12 protein-coding genes are annotated in these 20,040 nt (G+C 70.9%); 4 read left to right on the top strand and 8 right to left on the bottom strand.

Translation table 11 applies throughout. The features are described 5' to 3' along the window. The 5 genes from QM638_RS16185 to rpoB form a co-directional block, all read right to left on the bottom strand. Window positions 1–1,084: FAD-binding oxidoreductase (locus QM638_RS16185; protein ID WP_415143484.1), on the bottom strand; the 1,084-nt coding region annotated here is incomplete at its 3' end. Between the two features lie 43 nt (window positions 1,085–1,127). After that, the gene (locus tag QM638_RS16190) at window positions 1,128–2,033 is read right to left on the bottom strand and encodes an NUDIX hydrolase (RefSeq protein ID WP_415143486.1); all 906 of its coding nucleotides are present in this window, start codon (window positions 2,031–2,033) and stop codon (window positions 1,128–1,130) included. A 154-nt stretch (window positions 2,034–2,187) separates the two neighbouring features. Next, entirely contained in the window at window positions 2,188–3,441 is a 1,254-nt protein-coding gene (locus QM638_RS16195; protein ID WP_415143488.1) for a geranylgeranyl reductase family protein, read from the bottom strand. A gap of 100 nt (window positions 3,442–3,541) precedes the next feature. Continuing rightward, complete coding sequence (locus QM638_RS16200; protein ID WP_415143490.1) at window positions 3,542–7,417, bottom strand: DNA-directed RNA polymerase subunit beta'; 3,876 nt, start codon at window positions 7,415–7,417, stop codon at window positions 3,542–3,544. A 147-nt stretch (window positions 7,418–7,564) separates the two neighbouring features. Next, entirely contained in the window at window positions 7,565–11,035 is a 3,471-nt protein-coding gene (rpoB, locus tag QM638_RS16205; protein WP_415143492.1) for a DNA-directed RNA polymerase subunit beta, read from the bottom strand. Between the two features lie 343 nt (window positions 11,036–11,378). Between rpoB and QM638_RS16210 the strand changes: the two genes are divergently transcribed. Genes QM638_RS16210 through QM638_RS16220 form a run of 3 tightly spaced genes read left to right on the top strand, consistent with a single transcriptional unit; the run spans window position 11,379 to window position 14,674 of the window. After that, window positions 11,379–13,079, top strand: a complete 1,701-nt coding sequence (locus QM638_RS16210; RefSeq protein WP_415143493.1) for a lipopolysaccharide biosynthesis protein — start codon at window positions 11,379–11,381, stop codon at window positions 13,077–13,079. Then, window positions 13,076–13,837 carry a sulfotransferase family protein gene (locus QM638_RS16215; protein WP_415143495.1) on the top strand — a complete coding sequence of 254 codons (762 nt, stop codon included), beginning with the start codon at window positions 13,076–13,078 and terminating at the stop codon, window positions 13,835–13,837. The genes QM638_RS16210 and QM638_RS16215 overlap by 4 nt, the downstream gene beginning before the upstream one ends. Window positions 13,838–13,843: 6 nt before the next feature. Continuing rightward, window positions 13,844–14,674 carry a sulfotransferase family protein gene (locus tag QM638_RS16220; protein WP_415143497.1) on the top strand — a complete coding sequence of 277 codons (831 nt, stop codon included), beginning with the start codon at window positions 13,844–13,846 and terminating at the stop codon, window positions 14,672–14,674. A 43-nt stretch (window positions 14,675–14,717) separates the two neighbouring features. On the opposite strand, the gene QM638_RS16225 is transcribed toward QM638_RS16220, so the two are convergent. Beyond that, window positions 14,718–15,665, bottom strand: a complete 948-nt coding sequence (locus tag QM638_RS16225) for a hypothetical protein (protein WP_415143498.1) — start codon at window positions 15,663–15,665, stop codon at window positions 14,718–14,720. 101 nt (window positions 15,666–15,766) lie between these two features. On the opposite strand from QM638_RS16225, the gene QM638_RS16230 reads away from it, so the two are divergent. Further along, window positions 15,767–17,116 carry an O-antigen ligase family protein gene (locus tag QM638_RS16230; protein WP_415143500.1) on the top strand — a complete coding sequence of 450 codons (1,350 nt, stop codon included), beginning with the start codon at window positions 15,767–15,769 and terminating at the stop codon, window positions 17,114–17,116. Here the strand turns inward: QM638_RS16230 and QM638_RS16235 are convergent. Both QM638_RS16235 and QM638_RS16240 read right to left on the bottom strand, forming a co-directional pair. Then, window positions 17,088–18,281, bottom strand: a complete 1,194-nt coding sequence (locus tag QM638_RS16235) for a pectate lyase family protein (protein ID WP_415143502.1) — start codon at window positions 18,279–18,281, stop codon at window positions 17,088–17,090. The genes QM638_RS16230 and QM638_RS16235 overlap by 29 nt on opposite strands. Before the next feature lie 6 nt (window positions 18,282–18,287). After that, a complete protein-coding gene (locus QM638_RS16240) occupies window positions 18,288–19,997 on the bottom strand; it encodes a Wzz/FepE/Etk N-terminal domain-containing protein (protein ID WP_415143510.1) in 1,710 nt (569 codons plus the stop codon). Window positions 19,998–20,040 lie beyond the last annotated feature (43 nt).

The following is a 20,040-nucleotide window of genomic DNA, read 5'->3' on the forward strand; positions in this document are numbered from 1 at the left end:
CGGCGGCCTCGCCGGCATCGGCCACCAGCCGGGTCTCCAGCGCGCCGGCGGCCGCCTCGACGTCGGCCAGCACCGCGCGCGCGTCGGGGCCGGCCACCTCGGCGAAGATCCAGCCGGCGCCCTTCGGCAGCTCCGGCACCGGGGTGCCGTGCGCGCGGGCCAGCTCGACGATGCGGGCATCCATCCCCTCGGCGGCGATGAGCCGCCCGGACGCGGCCAGCGCCGGCACGGCGTCCGCGGCCTCGGCCATCGACGGATAGCCGAGCACCAGCAGCAGGCGTCCGGGCTCGTCGGCGACCAGCCGCACCGTCGCCTCCAGGACCGTGCCCAGGGTGCCCTCGCTGCCCACCAGGAAGCGCTCGATCCGGGCGTCCCGCTCCGGTAGCAGGTGCTCCAGGCTGTAGCCGCTGATCTGCCGCCCGAACCGGCCGAACTCGGTGCGCAGATGCGCCAGGTTCTCCGCGGCCAGCGTCCGCAGCGCCGTCGCGGTCGCCCCGATCGGCTCGGTCGGCTCGGTCGCCGCGGTGACCCCGGTGCCGCCGTAGGTCGCCTGCTCGCCGTTGCCGAACCGCACCGTCATCCGTTCGACGTTGTCGACGGTACGGCCGTACCCGAGCGCCCGCGAGCCGCAGGCGTTGTTGCCGATCATCCCGCCGATGGTGCACCGGGTGTGGGTGGAGGGGTCGGGACCGAAGCGCAGACCGTACGGCGAGGCCGCCCGCTGCAGGTCGGCGTGGACCACCCCCGGCTCGACCCGCGCGGTGCGGGCCTCCGGGTCGATCTCGAGGATGCGGTTCAGATCACGCGTGTCGACCACGATGCCGGGCCCGACCGCGTTGCCGGCGATGCTGGTGCCGGCACCGCGCATCGTCACCGGGACGGCCAGCTCGCCGGAGACCTCGTGGACGGCCAGCAGCTCCTCGACGTGCCGCGGCCGGACCACCACCCGCGGGACGACCCGGTACAGGCTGGCGTCACCGGCGTACAGCGCCCGGGTCAACGTCGAGTCGTCGACTCCGGTGATCCCCCGGCGCCGCAGCGAGGCGGCCAGCTCGGGAACGGTCGACTCGGGGCTCAGACTCACTCCCCCAGTCTCCCAGAGCGGCCCGGGGCGTTCCGGCGCGGTCTCAGAGGTCGGCGCCCGGCGGGTGCCCCAGGGCCACCTTCACCACCTCGAGCACGGTACGGCGACCGGCGTCGATCTCCGCGACCGGAACCCACTCGACGGCGTCGGTGGTGCCGTTCGCCTCGGTCACCCGCGGCACCGCCGGTGAGGCGACGCTGGCCCGGAAGATCAGGTGGATGCCGTGGAACTCCTCGTACCGCCCGCTCGGCGCGGTCCCGGTCACCGCGAGGTCGTCGACGTCGAGGACGGCACCGACCTGGCAGTCCAGACCGCACTCCTCGCGCACCTCCCGGGTGAGCGCCTCCCGGGGACTCTCGCCGAAGTCCACCCCGCCGCCCGGCAGCGTCCACGAGCCGGAGTGGAAGCCACGCTTGGAGATCCGGGTGAGCAGCACCTCGCGACGCTCACCCTCCGCGGTCCCGACCGTCCGCTCGATCAGCCCGTAGGCGGCGACCCGCTGCATCCGGGTCGGCCGGTGGGCGGCGAGCGCGTCGGTGACCAGGCCGGTGGTCGGGATCGCGCCGGAGAGGACGTCGGCCAGCGGGAGCCAGGCCGCCTCGGCGGTGGACCCGTCCACCTCGGTGGTGTGCGGCTCGGGGGCGTCCTGGGCGACCCAGCCGTCGAAGACGACCATCAGGCTGTGCGCGTCCACCCGCCGGCCGCGTCGCCAGGCGCGCGCCTGATGGCGGGAGAAGACCCGGGTCTCCGGGCCGATCTCGACCTCGAGGCCGGCCTCCTCGTAGACCTCGCGGACCACGGCGGTCCGAGGGTCCTCGCCGTGGTCGAGCCCTCCGCCGGGCAGCGTCCACAGCTCCTCGGTGGTGATCCGCTCGGAGAGCCGGCTGAGCAGGATCTCCTCGCCGCGCAGGATCACCGCGTAGGCGCCGACCCGCTGGGTACGGGGCAACCGCCGGCGGCCGGACTGGCTCCGCGACGTCGGCCTGGTGGCCGGCTCGCTCCCCGCGTCCCGGCCCGTCGGAGACGGCGCGCCCTGCCCGCGATCGGCACGCGACCGGCCCCGGGACGGGTTCCCGCCTCGGCTCGCCATCAGATCGCCCTCCTCACGTGAACGGTGGTCGGTGGTCGAGGGCGAGCGAACGACGCCCGGCCCACCGCCACAGCCGTGCGGTGCGGTCCCGGTCCTCGGCGTCGACGAGGTTGCCCATCCAGCGCAGCGCGAGCGTCATCAGCCGGTTCGAGCGCATCCCGGCCGGACCGAGCGAGGACACCAGCCGCGGCATGGTGGCGACCCCGGCGAGCCGCCGGGCGACCGAGAAGGCCTCGCCGTAGTGCTCCCGCAGCGTGGCCGGCCAGACCGTCTCCAGGTCGGCATGGTCGGCGATCAGGCCGGCGACCAGCCGGCCGGTCTCCAGCCCGTAGTCGATGCCCTCCCCGTTGAGCGGGTTGACGCAGGCGGCCGCGTCGCCGATCAGTGCCCAGTTGGCACCGGCCACCCCGGAGACGGCGCCGCCCATCGGCAGCAGCGCCGAGGCCTGCGCTCGGAGCTCCTCGCCCAGTCCGAACTCCTCCCGACACGCGGCCGCGTAGTGCCGCATCAGTGGCTTGATCGCCACCGTCGCCGGCCGCTTGGCGGTGGCCAGCATGCCGGCGCCGAGATTCACCGTGTCGTTGCCGAGCGGGAAGACCCAGCCGTAGCCCGGCAGCGCGGCACCGTCCGGATCGCGCAGCTCCAGGTGCGAGGAGATCCACCGGTCGTCGGCCCGGGCCGAGGTCACGTAGCACCGGCCGGCGACGCCGTACACGGTGTCGCGGTGCCAGGTCCGACCGAGCACCTTGCCCAGCGGGGACCGTACGCCGTCCGCGACCACCAGCCACCGGCAGCCGACCTCGACCACATCGGAGTCGGGCGCCCGCCCGTCGCGGAAGACGACCCGGCTGACCCCCGCGCCGTCGTGCTGGACGCCGATCGCCCGGACCCCGTCGACCGCGTGCGCACCGGCCTTGATCGCGGTGGTGCGCAGGTGGTCGTCGAGCTCGGTGCGCGGCACCGCCGAGCCCCACGCCGGCAGTGAGCCACCGGGCCAGGACAGCTCCAGCACCTGTCCGAACCCATGGGCGCGCAGCCCCTGGTTCACCGGCCGGGCGCGCAGCCAGTCCTCCAGGCCGAGCGCGATGAGCTCGGCCACCGCCCGCGGGGTGAGCCCGTCGCCACAGGTCTTGTCTCGGGGGAAGACCGCCGCGTCGGTGAGCAGCACCTCGACCCCTGCCCGGGCCAGCCACGCCGCCGCCGCCGAGCCGGCCGGACCTGCCCCGACGACCACCACCTCGGCGGAGTTCGGCAGCGCGGAGGTCATGGCCCGAAGGTTACCCGTCGCGCCCGCCGTCTCGCGGCAGGCGGGAAGGCGAGGGCCCCGCCAGGCGTGCACCTGGCGGGGCCTTCACACGGACGATCGGTCAGTTCTGGTACGACCCGAAGTCGAAGTCGTCCAGGGAGACCGCCTGACCGGCGCCGGCGCCGAACTCGTAGTCGTAGGAGTCGTAGCCGGTGACCGAGTACGCCGCCGTGCGGGCCTCCTCGGTCGGCTCCACCCGGATGTTGCGGTACCGCTCGAGGCCGGTGCCGGCCGGGATCAGCTTGCCGATGATCACGTTCTCCTTCAGCCCGCGCAGCGAGTCCGAGCGACCGTTGATGGCGGCGTCGGTGAGCACTCGGGTGGTCTCCTGGAAGGAGGCCGCCGAGAGCCACGACTCGGTGGCCAGCGACGCCTTGGTGATGCCCATCAGCTCCGGACGGCCCGAGGCCGGGCGACCGCCCTCGGAGACCACTCGACGGTTCTCCGCCTCGAAGTCGGTCCGGTCCACCAGGTCGGAGGGCAGCAGGTTGGTCTCGCCCGACTCCAGCACCGTGATCCGGCGCAGCATCTGCCGCACGATGATCTCGATGTGCTTGTCGTGGATCGACACGCCCTGGCTGCGGTACACCGCCTGGACCTCGTCGACCAGGTGCTGCTGGGTGCGGCGGACACCGAGGATGCGCAGCACCTCCTTCGGGTCCGGCGTACCGACGGTCAGCGCCTGGCCGACCTCGATGTGGTCGCCGTCGCCGACCCGGAGCCGGGAGCGGCGCGAGACCACGTACTCCTGCACGTCCGAGCCGTCGTCGGGGGTGACCAGCACCTTGCGGGCCTTGTCGGTCTCCTCGATCTGCACTCGGCCGGCGACCTCCGAGATCGGCGTGACGCCCTTCGGCGTCCGGGCCTCGAAGAGCTCGACCACACGCGGCAGACCCTGGGTGATGTCGTCCGCGGAGGCGACACCACCGGTGTGGAAGGTACGCATGGTCAGCTGGGTGCCCGGCTCGCCGATGGACTGGGCCGCGATGATGCCGACCGCCTCGCCGATGTCGACGAGCTTGCCGGTGGCCAGCGAACGGCCGTAGCACTTCGCGCAGGTGCCGGTGCGGGCCTCGCAGGTCAGCACCGAGCGGACCTTGACGGTCTCGATGCCCGCCTCGACGAGCTGCTCGATCTTCACGTCGCCCAGGTCCTCGCCGGCGCCGGCGAGCACCTCGCCGGTGGTCGGGTCGAGGATGTCCTCGGCCGCGGTGCGAGCGTAGGCGGCGGTCTCGGCGTTCTCGTCCTTGACCACCAGGTCACCCTCACGGCGACCGATCACCTTCGGCAGACCACGCTCGGTGCCGCAGTCGTCCTCGCGGATGATGACGTCCTGGGAGACGTCCACCAGACGACGGGTCAGGTAGCCCGAGTCCGCGGTACGCAGGGCGGTGTCGGCCAGACCCTTGCGAGCACCGTGGGTGGAGATGAAGTACTCCAGCACGGACAGGCCCTCGCGGAAGTTCGACTTGATCGGCCGCGGGATGATCTCGCCCTTCGGGTTGGCCACCAGACCACGCATGGCACCGACCTGGCGGATCTGGTTGAAGTTGCCCGAGGCACCGGAGATCACCTGCATGAAGATCGGGTTCTTCCGATCGAAGGCCATCTCCATCGCCTCGCCGACCTTCTTGCCGGCCTCGGTCCAGATCTCGACGAGCTCCTGACGACGCTCCTCGTCGGTGACCAGGCCGCGCTCGAACTGCTTCTGCACCTTGGCGGCCTGCGCCTCGAACTCGCCGAGGATCTCGGCCTTGTCCGGCGGCGTGGTGACGTCGTCGATGGAGACGGTCACGCCGGAGCGGGTCGCCCAGTGGAAGCCGTTGTCCTTGAGCGCGTCCAGCGACGCGGCGACCTCGACCTTGGTGTACCGCTCGGCGAGGTCGTTGATGATCGCACCCAGCTGCTTCTTGCCCACCTCGTAGTTCACGAAGGGGTAGTCGGCCGGCAGGGTGTCGTTGAAGATCACCCGGCCCAGGGTCGTCTCGACCACCAGCGGCTCACCCTCGGTCCAGCCCTCCGGCACCGGCATGCCGGCCGGCGGGACGATGTCGTCGAGCCGGAGCTTCACCGTCGACTGCAGGGTGATCTCCCCCCGGTCGAAGGCCATGATGGCCTCCGCGGTCGAGGAGAACGACCGGCCGTCGCCGACCTGGTCGGCCCGGTCGGAGGTGAGGAAGAACAGCCCGATGATCATGTCCTGGGTCGGCATGGTGACCGGACGGCCGTCGGACGGCTTGAGGATGTTGTTGGTCGACAGCATCAGGATGCGGGCCTCGGCCTGCGCCTCGGCCGACAGCGGCAGGTGCACCGCCATCTGGTCACCGTCGAAGTCCGCATTGAAGGCGGTGCACACCAGCGGGTGGAGCTGGATGGCCTTGCCCTCGATCAGCTGCGGCTCGAAGGCCTGGATGCCGAGCCGGTGCAGAGTCGGCGCCCGGTTGAGCAGCACCGGGTGCTCGGTGATGACCTCTTCGAGGACGTCCCACACGACCGGACGCTCACGCTCCACCATCCGCTTGGCGGACTTGATGTTCTGCGCGTGCGAGAGGTCGACCAGACGCTTCATCACGAACGGCTTGAACAGCTCCAGCGCCATCGTCTTCGGCAGGCCGCACTGGTGCAGCTTGAGCTGCGGACCCGACACGATGACCGAGCGGCCCGAGTAGTCCACCCGCTTGCCGAGCAGGTTCTGCCGGAAGCGGCCCTGCTTGCCCTTGAGCATGTCGGAGAGCGACTTGAGCGGGCGGTTGCCCGGGCCCGTCACCGGACGTCCACGACGACCGTTGTCGAACAGCGAGTCGACGGCCTCCTGGAGCATCCGCTTCTCGTTGTTGACGATGATCTCGGGGGCGCCGAGGTCGAGCAGCCGCTTGAGCCGGTTGTTCCGGTTGATCACCCGGCGGTAGAGGTCGTTCAGGTCGGAGGTGGCGAACCGGCCACCGTCGAGCTGCACCATCGGGCGCAGGTCCGGCGGGATGACCGGGACGGCGTCGAGCACCATGCCGGCCGGCTTGTTGCCGGTCTTGCGGAACGCGTCGACGACCTTGAGCCGCTTGAGCGCGCGCACCTTGCGCTGACCCTTGCCGGTGGCGATGGTCTCGCGCAGGTTGTCGACCTCGGCGTCGATGTCGAAGGTCTCCAGGCGCTTCTGGATCGCGGTCGCGCCCATGTGGCCCTCGAAGTACTTGCCGAACCAGTTCTTCATCTCGCGGTAGAGGAGCTCGTCACCCATCAGGTCCTGCACCTTGAGGTTCTTGAACGTCTCCCAGACCTCGTCCAGGCGCGCGACCTCGCGGTCGGTGCGGTCGCGCAGCTGCTTCATCTCCCGCTCGGCACCGTCCTTGACCTTGCGCTTGGCGTCGGACTTGGCGCCCTCGGCCTCGAGCGCGGCCAGGTCGGTCTCGAGCTTGGCGGCGCGGTCGTTGATGGCGACGTCGAGCCGGCCGGTCAGCATCTTGCGCTGCTGGTCGATCTTGGCCTCCAGCGAGGCCAGGTCGCGGTGGCGGGCGTCCTCGTCGACCGAGGTGATCATGTACGCCGCGAAGTAGATGACCTTCTCCAGGTCCTTCGGGGCCAGGTCGAGCAGATATCCCAGCCGCGAGGGCACACCCTTGAAGTACCAGATGTGGGTCACCGGAGCGGCCAGCTCGATGTGCCCCATCCGCTCGCGACGGACCTTCGAACGGGTCACCTCGACGCCGCAGCGCTCACAGATGATGCCCTTGAAGCGGACTCGCTTGTACTTGCCGCAGTAGCACTCCCAGTCCCGGGTGGGACCGAAGATCTTCTCGCAGAAGAGGCCGTCACGCTCCGGCTTGAGCGTGCGGTAGTTGATGGTCTCCGGCTTCTTGACCTCGCCGTGGCTCCAGGCGCGGATGTCGTCCGCGGTGGCCAGGCCGATCTTCAGCTGGTCGAAGAAGTTCACATCAAGCACGGTGGCTGTTGTCCTTCGTTAGTTCTGAATCAAAGACTGGTGGGACTGGGGGTCTCGATACGCCCTCGCCTCGCGGCTCCGGCTACTCGACCGGCGAGATCCGCTGGTCGAGTAGCCGAGCGCCAGCGAGGCGCATCGAGACCATCCTCAGACTTCTTCGACCGAGCTGGGCTCGCGGCGAGACAGGTCGATGCCGAGCTCCTCGGCGGCGCGGAAGACGTCCTCCTCCGCGTCGCGGAGCTCGATCGAGCTCCCGTCCTGGCTCAGCACCTCGACGTTGAGACACAGCGACTGCATCTCCTTGACGAGGACCTTGAACGACTCCGGGATGCCGGAGTCCGGGATGTTCTCGCCCTTGACGATCGCCTCGTAGACCTTCACCCGGCCGGGTACGTCGTCGGACTTGATCGTCAGCAGCTCCTGCAGGGCGTAGGCGGCGCCGTACGCCTCCATCGCCCAGACCTCCATCTCGCCGAACCGCTGGCCACCGAACTGCGCCTTGCCGCCCAGCGGCTGCTGGGTGATCATCGAGTACGGGCCGGTGCTGCGGGCGTGGATCTTGTCGTCGACCAGGTGGTGCAGCTTGAGGATGTACATGTAGCCCACCGCGACCGGCTCGGGGAACGGCTCGCCGGAGCGACCGTCGAAGAGCCGGGCCTTGCCGTTGGCGCCCACCACCCGGACACCGTCCCGGTTGGGGATGGTGGAGCCGAGCAGGCCGGTGATCTCGTCCTCGCGGGCACCGTCGAAGACCGGGGTCGCGACCTTGGTGTCCGGCTCGGCGGTCTCGGCGTGGATCTTGATCAGGCGCTGCTTCCACTCCGCGTCGTCCGGGTCGGCGGACAGGTTCAGGTCCCAGCCCTGCTTGGCCAGCCAGCCCAGGTGCAGCTCGAGGATCTGTCCGATGTTCATCCGGCGCGGCACGCCCAGCGGGTTGAGCAGGACGTCGACCGGGGTGCCGTCCTCCATGAACGGCATGTCCTCGATGGGCAGGATCTTGGCGATCACGCCCTTGTTGCCGTGCCGGCCGGCCAGCTTGTCGCCGACCGAGATCTTGCGCTTCTGGGCCACGTAGACGCGGACCAGCTGGTTGACGCCCGGCGGGAGCTCGTCGCCCTCCTCGCGGTCGAAGACCCGGACGCCGATGACGGTGCCGGACTCGCCGTGCGGGACCTTCATCGAGGTGTCGCGGACCTCACGTGCCTTCTCCCCGAAGATCGCGCGCAGCAGGCGCTCCTCCGGGGTCAGCTCGGTCTCGCCCTTCGGGGTGACCTTGCCGACCAGGATGTCCCCGGTGGTGACCTCGGCGCCGATCCGGATGATGCCGCGCTCGTCGAGGTCGGCCAGCATCTCCTCGGAGACGTTCGGGATGTCCCGGGTGATCTCCTCGGGGCCGAGCTTGGTGTCGCGGGCGTCGACCTCGTGCTCCTCGATGTGGATCGAGGTGAGGTAGTCCTCCTGCACCAGACGCTGGGAGAGGATGATCGCGTCCTCGTAGTTGTGGCCCTGCCAGGACTGGAAGGCGACCAGCAGGTTGGCGCCCAGCGCCATCTCGGCACCCTGGGTGGCGGGACCGTCGGCGATCGGCGTACCGACCTCCACCCGGTCGCCCTCGTCGACCAGCGGGTGCTGGTTGACGCAGGTGCCCTGGTTGGAGCGCTCGAACTTGGCCAGCCGGTAGCTGGTGTAGGTGCCGTCGTCGTTGAGGGTCTCGATCAGGTCGGCGGAGACCTCCTTGACCACGCCGGCCTTGCGGGCCACCAGCACGTCGCCGGCGTCGACCGCGGCACGGTACTCGATGCCGGTGCCGACCAGCGGGGAGTCGCTGCGGACCAGCGGCACCGCCTGACGCTGCATGTTGGCGCCCATCAGGGCGCGGTTGGCGTCGTCGTGCTCGAGGAACGGGATGAGCGCGGTCGCGACCGAGACCATCTGGCGCGGCGAGACGTCGATGTAGTCGACCTCGTCGGCCAGCAGCTCGGAGACCTCGCCGTCACGCTGGCGGACCAGGACGCGCTCGCCGATGAAACGGCCGTCGGCATCCAGCGCCGCGTTCGCCTGGGCGATGACGTACCTGTCCTCGTCGTCGGCGGTCAGGTAGTCGATCTGGTCGGTGACCACGCCGTCGACGACCTTGCGGTACGGCGTCTCGACGAATCCGAACGGGTTGATCCGGCCGAAGGAGGCCAGCGAGCCGATCAGACCGATGTTCGGACCCTCCGGGGTCTCGATCGGGCACATCCGGCCGTAGTGCGACGGGTGGACGTCACGGACCTCCATGCCCGCGCGGTCGCGGGAGAGGCCACCCGGACCGAGCGCGGAGAGGCGGCGCTTGTGGGTGAGCCCGGCGAGCGGGTTGTTCTGGTCCATGAACTGGCTGAGCTGGGAGGTCCCGAAGAACTCCTTCAGCGCCGCCACCACCGGCCGGATGTTGATCAGCGACTGCGGCGTGATCGCCTCGACGTCCTGGGTCGTCATCCGCTCCCGGACCACCCGCTCCATCCGGGCCAGGCCGGTGCGCAGCTGGTTCTGGATCAGCTCGCCCACCGTCCGCATCCGGCGGTTGCCGAAGTGGTCGATGTCGTCGGCCGAGATGTCGATGGTGCCGGCCGGCATCTCGGCCTGCTCGCGACCGTCGTGCAGCGCGACGACGTACTTGATCGCGGCGACGATGTCGTCGATGGTCAGCGTCTGCTGGTCGAAGGCCTCGGTCAGCCCGAGCTTCTTGTTGATCTTGTAGCGACCGACCTTGGCCAGGTCGTAGCGCTTGGGGTTGAAGTAGTAGTTGTTCAGCAGCGTCTGCGCGGCCTCACGCGTCGGCGGCTCGCCCGGGCGCAGCTTGCGGTAGATGTCGAGCAGCGCGGCGTCGGTGTCCTGGACGCTGTCCTTCTCCAGGGTCAGCATCATCGACTCGTACTCGCCGAACTCCTCGCGGATCCGCTCGTTCGTCCAGCCCAGCGCCTTGAGCAGCACCGTCACGTTCTGCTTGCGCTTGCGGTCCAGGCGTACGCCGACCAGGTCGCGCTTGTCGATCTCGAACTCCAGCCACGCGCCACGGCTCGGGATGAGCTTGGCGGTGAAGATGTCCTTGTCCGAGGTCTTGTCGGCGGTGCGCTCGAAGTAGACGCCGGGGCTGCGGACCAGCTGGGAGACCACGACACGCTCGGTGCCGTTGATGATGAAGGTGCCCTTGTCGCTCATCAGCGGGAAGTCGCCCATGAAGACGGTCTGGCCCTTGATCTCACCGGTGTCGTTGTTGGTGAACTCGGCCGAGACGTAGAGCGGCGCGGAGTAGGTGAAGTCCTTCTCCTTGCACTCGTCGACGGTGTACTTCGGGTCGTAGAAGACCGGGTTCTCGAACGAGAGCGACATCGTCTCGGAGAAGTCCTCGATCGGAGAGATCTCCTCGAAGATCTCCTGCAGACCGGACTTGTGCGAGACGTCCTCGCCGACCGCCTCGCGGGCGGCGACCTGCTCGGCCCAGCGCTCGTTGCCGACCAGCCAGTCGAAACTGTCGGTCTGGAGAGCGAGAAGCTGGGGGAGCTCGAGAGGCTCAGAGATCTTTGCGAAAGAGATGCGGCGAGGGTTGTTACCCGAGGAGGTGCTGCGCGCGGCCAAGAGGAATCCTTCGACAAGGTTCGCAGGTGGAGAGGCGCCGGCCCACCACTCCGACAGCCACCGGGCAGGCTGAGGGGCATCTGAGGGCATGCGCAAAGGGCCACGATACCCGAATCGCGGGCGCAACACAAAGCCGGACTCACACTCTGCGGTCACCTTGCCCGGTCGACCGTGGCGGAGTCGCCAACGCCGACGATCATCCGCCTCCTGCGCGCCGAGGTCAAGCACCGCGGGCCGTGCCGGTGGGAGTGCCGATGCGAGTGCCTGCGGGAGTGCCGCGATGCCGCGGACGCGGGACGGTGCGGCCGCCCGGGTGCTCCTGTCCCGCTTCTATACTGGCGCGGTGCCTCCCGCAGACCAGGCGCCGTCGGCGCCCATGGGTGGCCACCGCCCCGAGCGGTATCCCCCGATCACCGAGCCGTCGCGAGGCGGCCGCGGGCTGCGCCAGCGCACGTTGCAGGGGATGGTCATCATGGCCGCCTCGACCGGCGGACAGGCGGTGCTGCAGCTGGTCTTCCTCTCGATCCTCGCCCGGGCGCTGAGCCCCGACGAGTTCGGCCTGGTCTCCGGCGCCCTGATCGTGGTGTTCCTGGCCACGGCCCTGGCCGAGAGCGGGGTCGGTCAGGCGGTCATCCAACGCGCCGAGCTGACCGCCGTGCACCTGCGGGTCGGCTGGACCCTGTCGCTGCTGACCGGGATGCTCAGCTGGGGACTGGTGGCGCTGCTGGCTCCGGCCATCGAGGATCTGCTCCGGCTGCCCGGGCTGACTCCCATCCTGCGGGTGATCGCGCTGATGTTCGTGCTCAACGGTCTGACCCTGAGCGACTTCCTGCTCTCCCGCCGGCTCCAGTTCGGCCGGCTCGCGATGGCGGAGCTGGCCTCGTACGCGGTCGGGTACGGCGGGGTGGCGATCACCTTGGCGCTGCTGGGCTGCGGTCCCTGGGCGATCGTGTGGGGCCAGCTCGGACAGAGCGCGATGCGCACCGTGCTGGTCACCTGCCTGGCGCCGTTTCGCTATCGGCCCTGTCTGTATCGCTCCGTCGCCGGCGACCTGCTGAACTTCGGCGCCGGCCTGACCCTGGGCAGGCTGGGCAGCTGGGCGGCCACCCAGATGGACAACTTCGTCGTCGGACGCTGCCTGGGGGCGGCGGCCCTCGGCCTGTACGGCCGGGCCTACCAGCTGGTGCAGATGCCGGCCAACCTGTTCGGCCAGGTCGCCAACGAGGTCCTGTTCCCGGCCATGTCCGCGGTCCAGCACGAGCACGCCAAGCTGCGCCGGGTCTTCGGGCTCGGCACCGGACTGCTGGCCGCCCTCGCACTGCCGGTCTCGCTGTTGGCGGCGGTCAGCTCGGACGCGCTGGTGCGGGTTCTGCTCGGGCCCGAGTGGCTCGGCCTGCGGACCGTCTTCGACGTGATCATCTTCGGCCTGCTCTTCCGCACCACCAGCAAGCTCGCCGACGCCCTGATGAAGGCCCGCGGCGCGGTCTACCGGCGGGCACTGCGCAACCTGGCCTTCGCGGCCATGGTCCTCCTCGGTGCGGCCATCGGACAGCACTGGGGGCTCGAGGGCGTCGGCATCGGCGTGCTCGCCGCGCTCGGCCTCAACTACCTCTACACCAGCCAGCTCTGCCTGGCCCTGATCGGGATGCGGTGGCGGGAGTTCCTCGCCGCGCACCTGCCCGCGGTCATCCTGGCCACGGGCGCCGCGCTGGTCGGGCTGGTCGCCCAGCTGGTGCTCAGCGCCGCCGGCTCGCCGTACCTGGTGCGCCTGCTGGTGGTCTGGCTGCTCGGGATCGCCACCTGTCTGCTGCTGGTCCGGATCGCCTGGCGCACCCGCCTGCTGGCCAGCGTGGCCGGGCTCGTCGCGGCGGTGCACGGCCTGCTGTCCGGCGCGCCGGCGAGGATCCTCGCCCGGTTGCTCGGGCCCGGCTATCGGGCGGTGCTGCACGCCGAGAAGCTGCCCATGCCCGGACCCCGGCGGGCCGCCGCGTTGGCGGCCGAGGAACGGATCGACGACGAGATCGACGGACGGACGATGCGGTGACCCAGCCCGACCCCTTCCCGACCGGCGAGGAGGGCAGCCGCGCGCCGATCTTCGTGGTCGGCTGTCAACGCTCCGGCACCACCGCGCTCCGGCTGATGCTGGACTCGCACCGCCACATCGCCTGCGGCCCCGAGACCCGGTTCCTCACCGGACTGGAGCCGATCACCGGCGAGTCCTGGGAGCGGATCTCCCGCTTCGGGTTCCCCCGGGAATACTGGCTGGCGAAGACCGCCGACTACTTCGGCTCCTTCCACGCCGAGTACGCCGCCGCCAGGGGGAAGCGCCGCTGGGCCGACAAGAGTCCGCTCTATGCGCTCATCCTGCCCTTCGTGTGGGAGCTCTTCCCGGACGCGCAGGTCGTGCACCTCATCCGCGATCCTCGCGACGTCACCGCCTCGCACCGCGTCGCCTTCGGGTACAAGTCGGCCCTCAACGCCCCCCGCAAGTGGCAGCGCTACATCCGCCAGGTGCGCGCCGCCGCCGCGGCGGCGCCGTCGGGGCGGTACTACGAGATGCGCTACGAGGACCTGGCCGCGGATCGCGAGAGCGCCCTGCGGGCGTTGCTCGGGTTCCTGGGCGAGCCCTGGGATCCGGCGATGCTCGACTACGAGAACCGGCCGCACGACGTCAACGAGCGCTACTGGGCCCGGACCCGCGAACGGCGGGCCGGGTCGACCAGGCGCCGGCGACTCGACCCGGTGCTGGCCGGCGCGGTCCGGGTCCTCTCCCAGCCGCTGCGCCGCGAGCTGGGCTACTGAGCCGCCATGGCAAACACCGAGGAGTCGGCGCCCTGGGCCGGGCACACCCTGGTCTTCATCTGCGGGCTGCATCGCAGCGGCACCAGCCAGCTGCACGCCACCCTGGCCAGCCATCCCGACGTCGGCGCGCTGCTGGGCACCGACGCCCCGCACGACGAGGGACAACACCTGCAGGACGTCTACCCGACCGCACGTCGCCACGGTGGCCCCGGGCGCTTCGCGCTCGACCCCCGCGCGCACCTGACGGAGGACTCCCCCCTGGCCACCGCGGCGAACGCGCGGCGGCTCTTCGATCAGTGGAGCACCGTGTGGCCGATGCAGCGTCGGGTGCTGATCGAGAAGTCGCCGCCCAACCTGGTCCGGATGCGCTTCCTGCAGGCGCTCTTCCCCCAGGCCCGGTTCGTGGTGATCGTCCGCCACCCGGTGGTGGTCGCGCTGGCCACCCAGAAGCTCGCCACCACGTTCTGGATGCGGCGGATCCGGCACACCGCCCCCCTCGACGGCACCCTGCGGCACTGGATCGCCGCGCACCGGATCCTCCTCGACGACCTGCCCCGGGTGCGCAGCCACCACCTGCTGCGCTGGGAGGACCTGTGCGCCGACCCGGCCGGGCGGCTGGCCGAGATCGCCGCCTTCGCCGGCCTGGACCCGCGGTTCGAGCCGCTCACCATCTCCGACCGGGTCGGCGAGGCCTACCTCGAACGATGGGCCGCCGTCCGGGCCGACCGAAGTCGGCTGCGCTCGCTTCGCCGGGTGCTGACCGACGGAGCCGAGGTCGCCGCCCGGTTCGGCTACGACCTGGACGATCTCGGCGAGCTCGGGCCGCTGGCGCCGTGACCGGGTCGTCGCGTGGGGTGCTCGCGTGGGTCGGCGCGTCCGGTCACCCGGGGACGTCCAGCCAGGACGGCAGCCGGGTCCGGCCGTGTTGCCGCAGCATCTCCCGCAACGGCGGCAGGGTCGGCGCGTAGAAGGCGGCCAGCTCGGCGCGCACGGCCGCCGAGGACGGCTCGTCGAGCGTGCCCGCGTTGAGGCGGTGGTAGGTCGAGCGCAGCGCCCGCTTCACCGAGGAGTCGTCGGCGACCACCCGCGCCATCGTGGCGTTCACCCGATGGGCCAGGCGCCGCATCCGCTGGCTGCGCGGCTGGTAGGTCCGGTTGCGCGAGGTCAGGTCGAACGCGTCGACCGGACCCGGGTCCAGGCCCAGCCAGCCGCACACCGCACGTAGCTCGTCGGCCGCGTCGCACAGGTCGTCGAAGAACAGCACCCGGACGCCGTCGCCGAGCTCGTCGAACCAGTCGCCCAGATAGTCGGCGTACACCCCGGTGGCCAGGGTGCGGTAGGTCGCGTGGTCACGATGGCGGACCAGCCCGGCGTCGTACACCCGTCGGCAGCGACGGACGAACTCGGCGAAGTCGACCCCCGGCGGAAGCCGGTCCTTGCTGCGCTTGTAGCGGTACGACGACCACATCCGCTCGACCGGCTCGCGCAACGAGATCAGCACCTTGGGGCGTCGGCCGTTCCGGCTGAGGTCCTCGACCAGGCGCCGCACCAGCGTGGGTCCGCCGATGAAGTAGCGCGGCGAGGCCTCCAGCAGCACCGGATGGTCGCCGCTGGCACGGAAGTGGGCGGCGTACTCCGCCAGTGTCGGCGGCGGCTCTCCGACGACCAGCGGCGCGTAGTGGTCCACCTCCTTCACATCGGCCACGCCGACGTCGGGGTGCTGGGCGAGGTAGCCGAACAGCGAGGTGGTCCCGGCCTTGGTCACCCCGGCGATGATCACGTTGGGCAGCGCCGGACGGTGTGGGGCCGGACCGTGCTGCATGGACACCGGCACAGACTATTCCGGCCGCGCCGGGATCCGCGCGGTCGACCCCTTCCCCACCCGTACTAAGATCGCCCGGACCGCGTGGACGCACCGCCGGAGGACCCTTGGCTTACGCGCTTCCCGGCCGGAGACGGCCGCTGCGACGCCGGCCCAGCAGGTTCACCGGCCTCGACGTCGACGCCGTCCGCAGCCTCGTCCACGGCCTGCTGCTGCTCTTCTGGTTCACCCTCCCGTGGGAGGGCGTCATCCGCGTCGGCGGCAGCGCGACCCTGGCGCGCGCGGTCGGCGCGGTGCTCACCGTGGCGGCGCTGGCGGCGCTGGCGATCGGTGGCCGGCGGACCCGGCCCGGCGACGTGGTCTGGCTGATGGCCGTGCTGGCCGCCCTGGTCCTGGCCTCGTTGATGTGGACCGTCACTCCGGGACCCACCCACCAGCGTGTCGTCACGATGCTCCAACTGCTCGTGATGGTCGCGGTGACCTGGGAGTTCGCGCACTCCCGTCGCCGGGTCCATCACCTGATGAACGCCTGGCTCGTCGGCTGTGTGGTGGTCGGCCTGGTGGCCTGCTGGGCATTCCTCAACGGCCAGGCCGAGACCCGCTACAGCGCGCCGGGCACCAGCCCGGGAAACGTGGCCTATGCCCTGCTCATCGGGGTGCCGATCGCCTGGTACCTCGGCCTTCGTGCCCGTCGGGCCACGGCGGTGTGGCTCTACCGGCTCTACGTGCCGTTCGCCTGCCTGGGCGTGGTGCTGACCGCCTCCCGGGCCGGGCTGATCACGATGGGCGTGTCGCTGCTGATCATCCCGCTGACCTTGGGATGGCTGGCTCCCCGGGGCCGGATCGGGGTCGGTCTCGCCGCGCTCGGCGCGCTCGCGCTCGCGGTGCCACTGGCCGCCGTCGCGGTCGGTCCGATCGCACGTCTGTCCACCACCTCCACGGAGATCTCCACCGGCACCCTGGACCATCGCACCACGTTGTGGGAGATCGGGTTCCGGCTCATCCGCGACCATCCGATCCTCGGGCTGGGCGCCGGCGGCTCCAAGGCGGCGGTGAGCGGTCAGTTCGAGGCCGCCAAGGGGCTGCACAACACGTTCCTGTCGGTCACCGTGGAGCTCGGCCTGCTCGGGCTGGCGGTCTTCGGGCTGTTGCTGGTGGCCGGGTTCTATCGGGCCTTGTCCGGGCTGCCGCCGCTGGAGACCCGGATGATGTGGGTGACGCTGGTGGTGTTCGGGGTCTCGCTCAGCACCCGCCACGCCGACTACACCAAGAGCACCTACGCGCTCATCACGCTGTTCGCCCTGATCGGGCACCTGCTCGGGCCGGAGCCCACCGGGCGCCCGATCGAGACCGATCCCGTGGCGACCGGCCCCGTGGCGACCGACCCCGTCGAGACCGACCCGGCTCGAGCGGATCGGCCCGGTCCGGTCAGCCCTGTGGTCCCGCCCCGGCCTTGATCTCTCGGACCAGCCGCGCGCCCGCCGGCTCGGCGTCGTAGTCGTAGGAGGGGGTGAAGACCCCCTCGCCATCGACATCGCGGATCTTGCGCGCGTCGGTGACCTGGTTCCCCACCGCCTTGAGCAGTCCGTCCCGCCGGTCACAGCGGGTGCGGGCGTCATTGCAGCCGTCGCCCTGGGGCGAGGTCAGCACGGTGCGCTTGCTGCGCGACCCGACGAAGACGTTGTTCTCCAGATACACCTGCGCCAGCCGTTCGGTGCGCACCGCGTAGAGCCGCCAGTCGAGGTAGTAGTTGTCGTAGACATGGGCCATGCCGTAGGAGACCACCGGAGCCCGGTAGCCGATCCGGTCGAAGAAGTTGTGGTCCACCGTGACCGTCTGCTTGCGATCGACCGCCGCCGTCGCCTGGTTGCCTATCTGCAGGGTCTGCTCCTGGTCGTGGAAGTGGTTCCACGACACCGTCACCGCGGTGGAGCCCTCGCTGATCCCGATCAGCTTGTCGCCGGCCATGGACAGGTCGTTGTGGTCGATCCAGACCCCATTGGCGCCGTCGAGATGGATGGCGTCGGGCAGGTCGTTGTCCGAGGTCTTGGCGACGTCACCGAAGTCGTGCAGGGTGAGGCTCTCGATGATCACGTTCGAGACATGCTCCAGCTGCAGGCCCTGGACACCGTGGCCGGTCAGCTCGACCGCATGACCGCGACCGTCGATGGTGGTGTTGCTCCCCACCTCGATCGGTGACGTCAGGGTGATGGTGAGGTCCTGGTCGAAGACCACCCAGGTGGGTCGCGATCCGGCCACCGCTCTGCGCAACGAGCCCGGTCCGGAGTCGGCGTCGCTGGTCACGTGCACGATCCGTCCACCGGCGCCGCCGGTCACCGAGCCACCGAAACCGCCTCGGTTCGCCAGCAGACGCTGCTGATCCGCGTCGCCGATCGCAGCACCACTGGAGGCACCGCTGGAGCCGGTGGTCGAACCCGCGGTCGAACCCGCGGTCGAACCCGTCGTCGAGCTGGCGGTCGCCGACGTCGACGGGGCGTCGTCGCGGCCGTCCCCGCGGTCCTGGCGCACCACGATGACCGCGACCAGCACGATGACCGCGACCAGTGTCAGCGCCGCCACGAGGAGCAGCGGGTGCTGACCATGCCTCTGCGGACCTCTCACCGGCACTCACTCGCCGCCCGGAGCCGCCGGGGCCGCGCCGGTGGTCGAGGGGGACTCGGCGGATCGCGTCTCGTCCGCCGCCCGCTCCGCGGCGGCGTGCCCGGCCTGTCGGCGGCGCGGTGCGCGGTGGTCGTTGATGACGAACCCGATCAGCGGCGCCCCGCTGGCCTCGGCGCGCGAGCGCAGGGTGCGCAGCTCGTCGAGCTGGGCCACGTTGGAGACCACCGCGAGCAGGCCGACACTCCCGCCGGCGGCCAGCTCGAGGGTCAACGGGTCCTCGGTGACGGCCGGCGCGTCGAGGATCCCGAGGGCCGGAGTGCCATCGGGCGCGGTGAGCGCGGGAACGGACCAGTCGGTGGCGCCGACCGCGGTGGCCGGGCCTCGCTGTCCGGCGGGTAGCACCGGCAGCGCGCCACCTTCGCCGTACGAGACCTGCTGCGGCGAGCCGGGCTCGCCGGTGGACAGTACGTCGGCGAACCCCGGCGCCCCGGCCAGTCCGAGGCTGCGGGTGAGGTCGCGGTGCCGCAGGTCGGCGTCAACGAGCACGACGTGCTGGCCGGCGCTGTGCGCGGCGGCGGCCAGATTGAGGGCGAGGACGGTGCGGCCCTCGCGCGGCTCGGCGCTGGTGATCAGCATGCCGGTGAGGCCGCGCTGCCGCAGCTCGAGCACGGCCGCCGACGACAGCACCCGCAGATCGTCGGCCAGCGGTCGGCCGGGAGCGAGATCGATGATGCGGGCGGGCGAGCGCAGCTCGCTGCTCGACGGAACCCGGCCGAGCATCGGCGCGCCGAGCACCCGGCCCACCGCGACCGGGCTCAGGCCCTGCTCCCGATCGAGCAGCCGCCAGGCGACCACCACCCCGACCACCAGGCCGAGCACCGCACCGATGAGCAGGTTGCGCTCCAGGCTGCGGGCCGCGGCGTAGCCCGGCTTGTCCGCGGCGTAGAGCGTGTCGATCCCGCCGGTGACGAGCTGGGTGTCGATGCGGTTCTCGGTGAGGGTCTCGCGGAGGTCGCCGATGGTCTGGGAGAGTCGGTCGGCGCGTCGTTCCAGTGCCTGGTAGTCGGAGTCGTTGTTGAGGGCGCTCTGGATCAGCCGGGTCCGGTCGGCGAGCGGTTCGACCGAGGCGAAGCGCGCGGCGATGACCTTCTCCTGGGTGGCCTCGTCGGCCTGGACGGAGTCCAGCGTCGCCTGTGCGAGTCTCTGCTGACGTTTGAGGGTCGCCTGGGCGCGATCCCCACGGGCCTGGGCCTGCTGCTTGGTGAGGTCGATGTACGCCTTGGCCACCGCGTTGGCGATCTCGGCCGCGCGGGCCGCGCGGTCGCTGGTGGCCGAGATCGTCACCATCGCCGCGGTGTCGGCCGGCGCGATGACCACCGTGTTCTCCAGGCTCTTGGAGGACTCATGGTGGTCGAGCAGCTCACTCGCCTTGTCCAGGACCGCGTGCGAGCGCATCGCCACCGCCGCGGTCTGGGCCTGCGAGATCGCGTTGCTGGCCTGGGCGCTGCGGTAGATGGTGACGTCGCTCTCCTGGCCGAGCACCAGCTGGGCCTCGGCGGTGTAGGTCCGCGGCAGGGCCAGGGTGACGACGGCCGCGATCGCCGCGCCGAGCAGCACCAGCACGAGCACCAGCAGGGGACGGCGACGGACCGCCGCCACCAGCCCCGGACCCGGCGAGAAGTCGTGCGCGACCCCGGCGTCGCTGTTGACTGCCATGCTGTGACCCCTCGGTAAGCGTCCTGGGTGAACCGGTCCTGCC

The sequence above is a fragment of the Nocardioides sp. genome, assembly GCF_047606145.1.
Taxonomy (GTDB): Bacteria; Actinomycetota; Actinomycetes; order Propionibacteriales; family Nocardioidaceae; genus Nocardioides.

Coding starts and splice junctions, on each gene's coding strand:
- QM638_RS16195 (WP_415143488.1), bottom strand. CDS start 3,441: ATGACCTCCGCGCTGCCGAACTCCGCCGAGGTGGTGGTCGTCGGGGCA.
- QM638_RS16220 (WP_415143497.1), top strand. CDS start 13,844: ATGGCAAACACCGAGGAGTCGGCGCCCTGGGCCGGGCACACCCTGGTC.
- QM638_RS16240 (WP_415143510.1), bottom strand. CDS start 19,997: ATGGCAGTCAACAGCGACGCCGGGGTCGCGCACGACTTCTCGCCGGGT.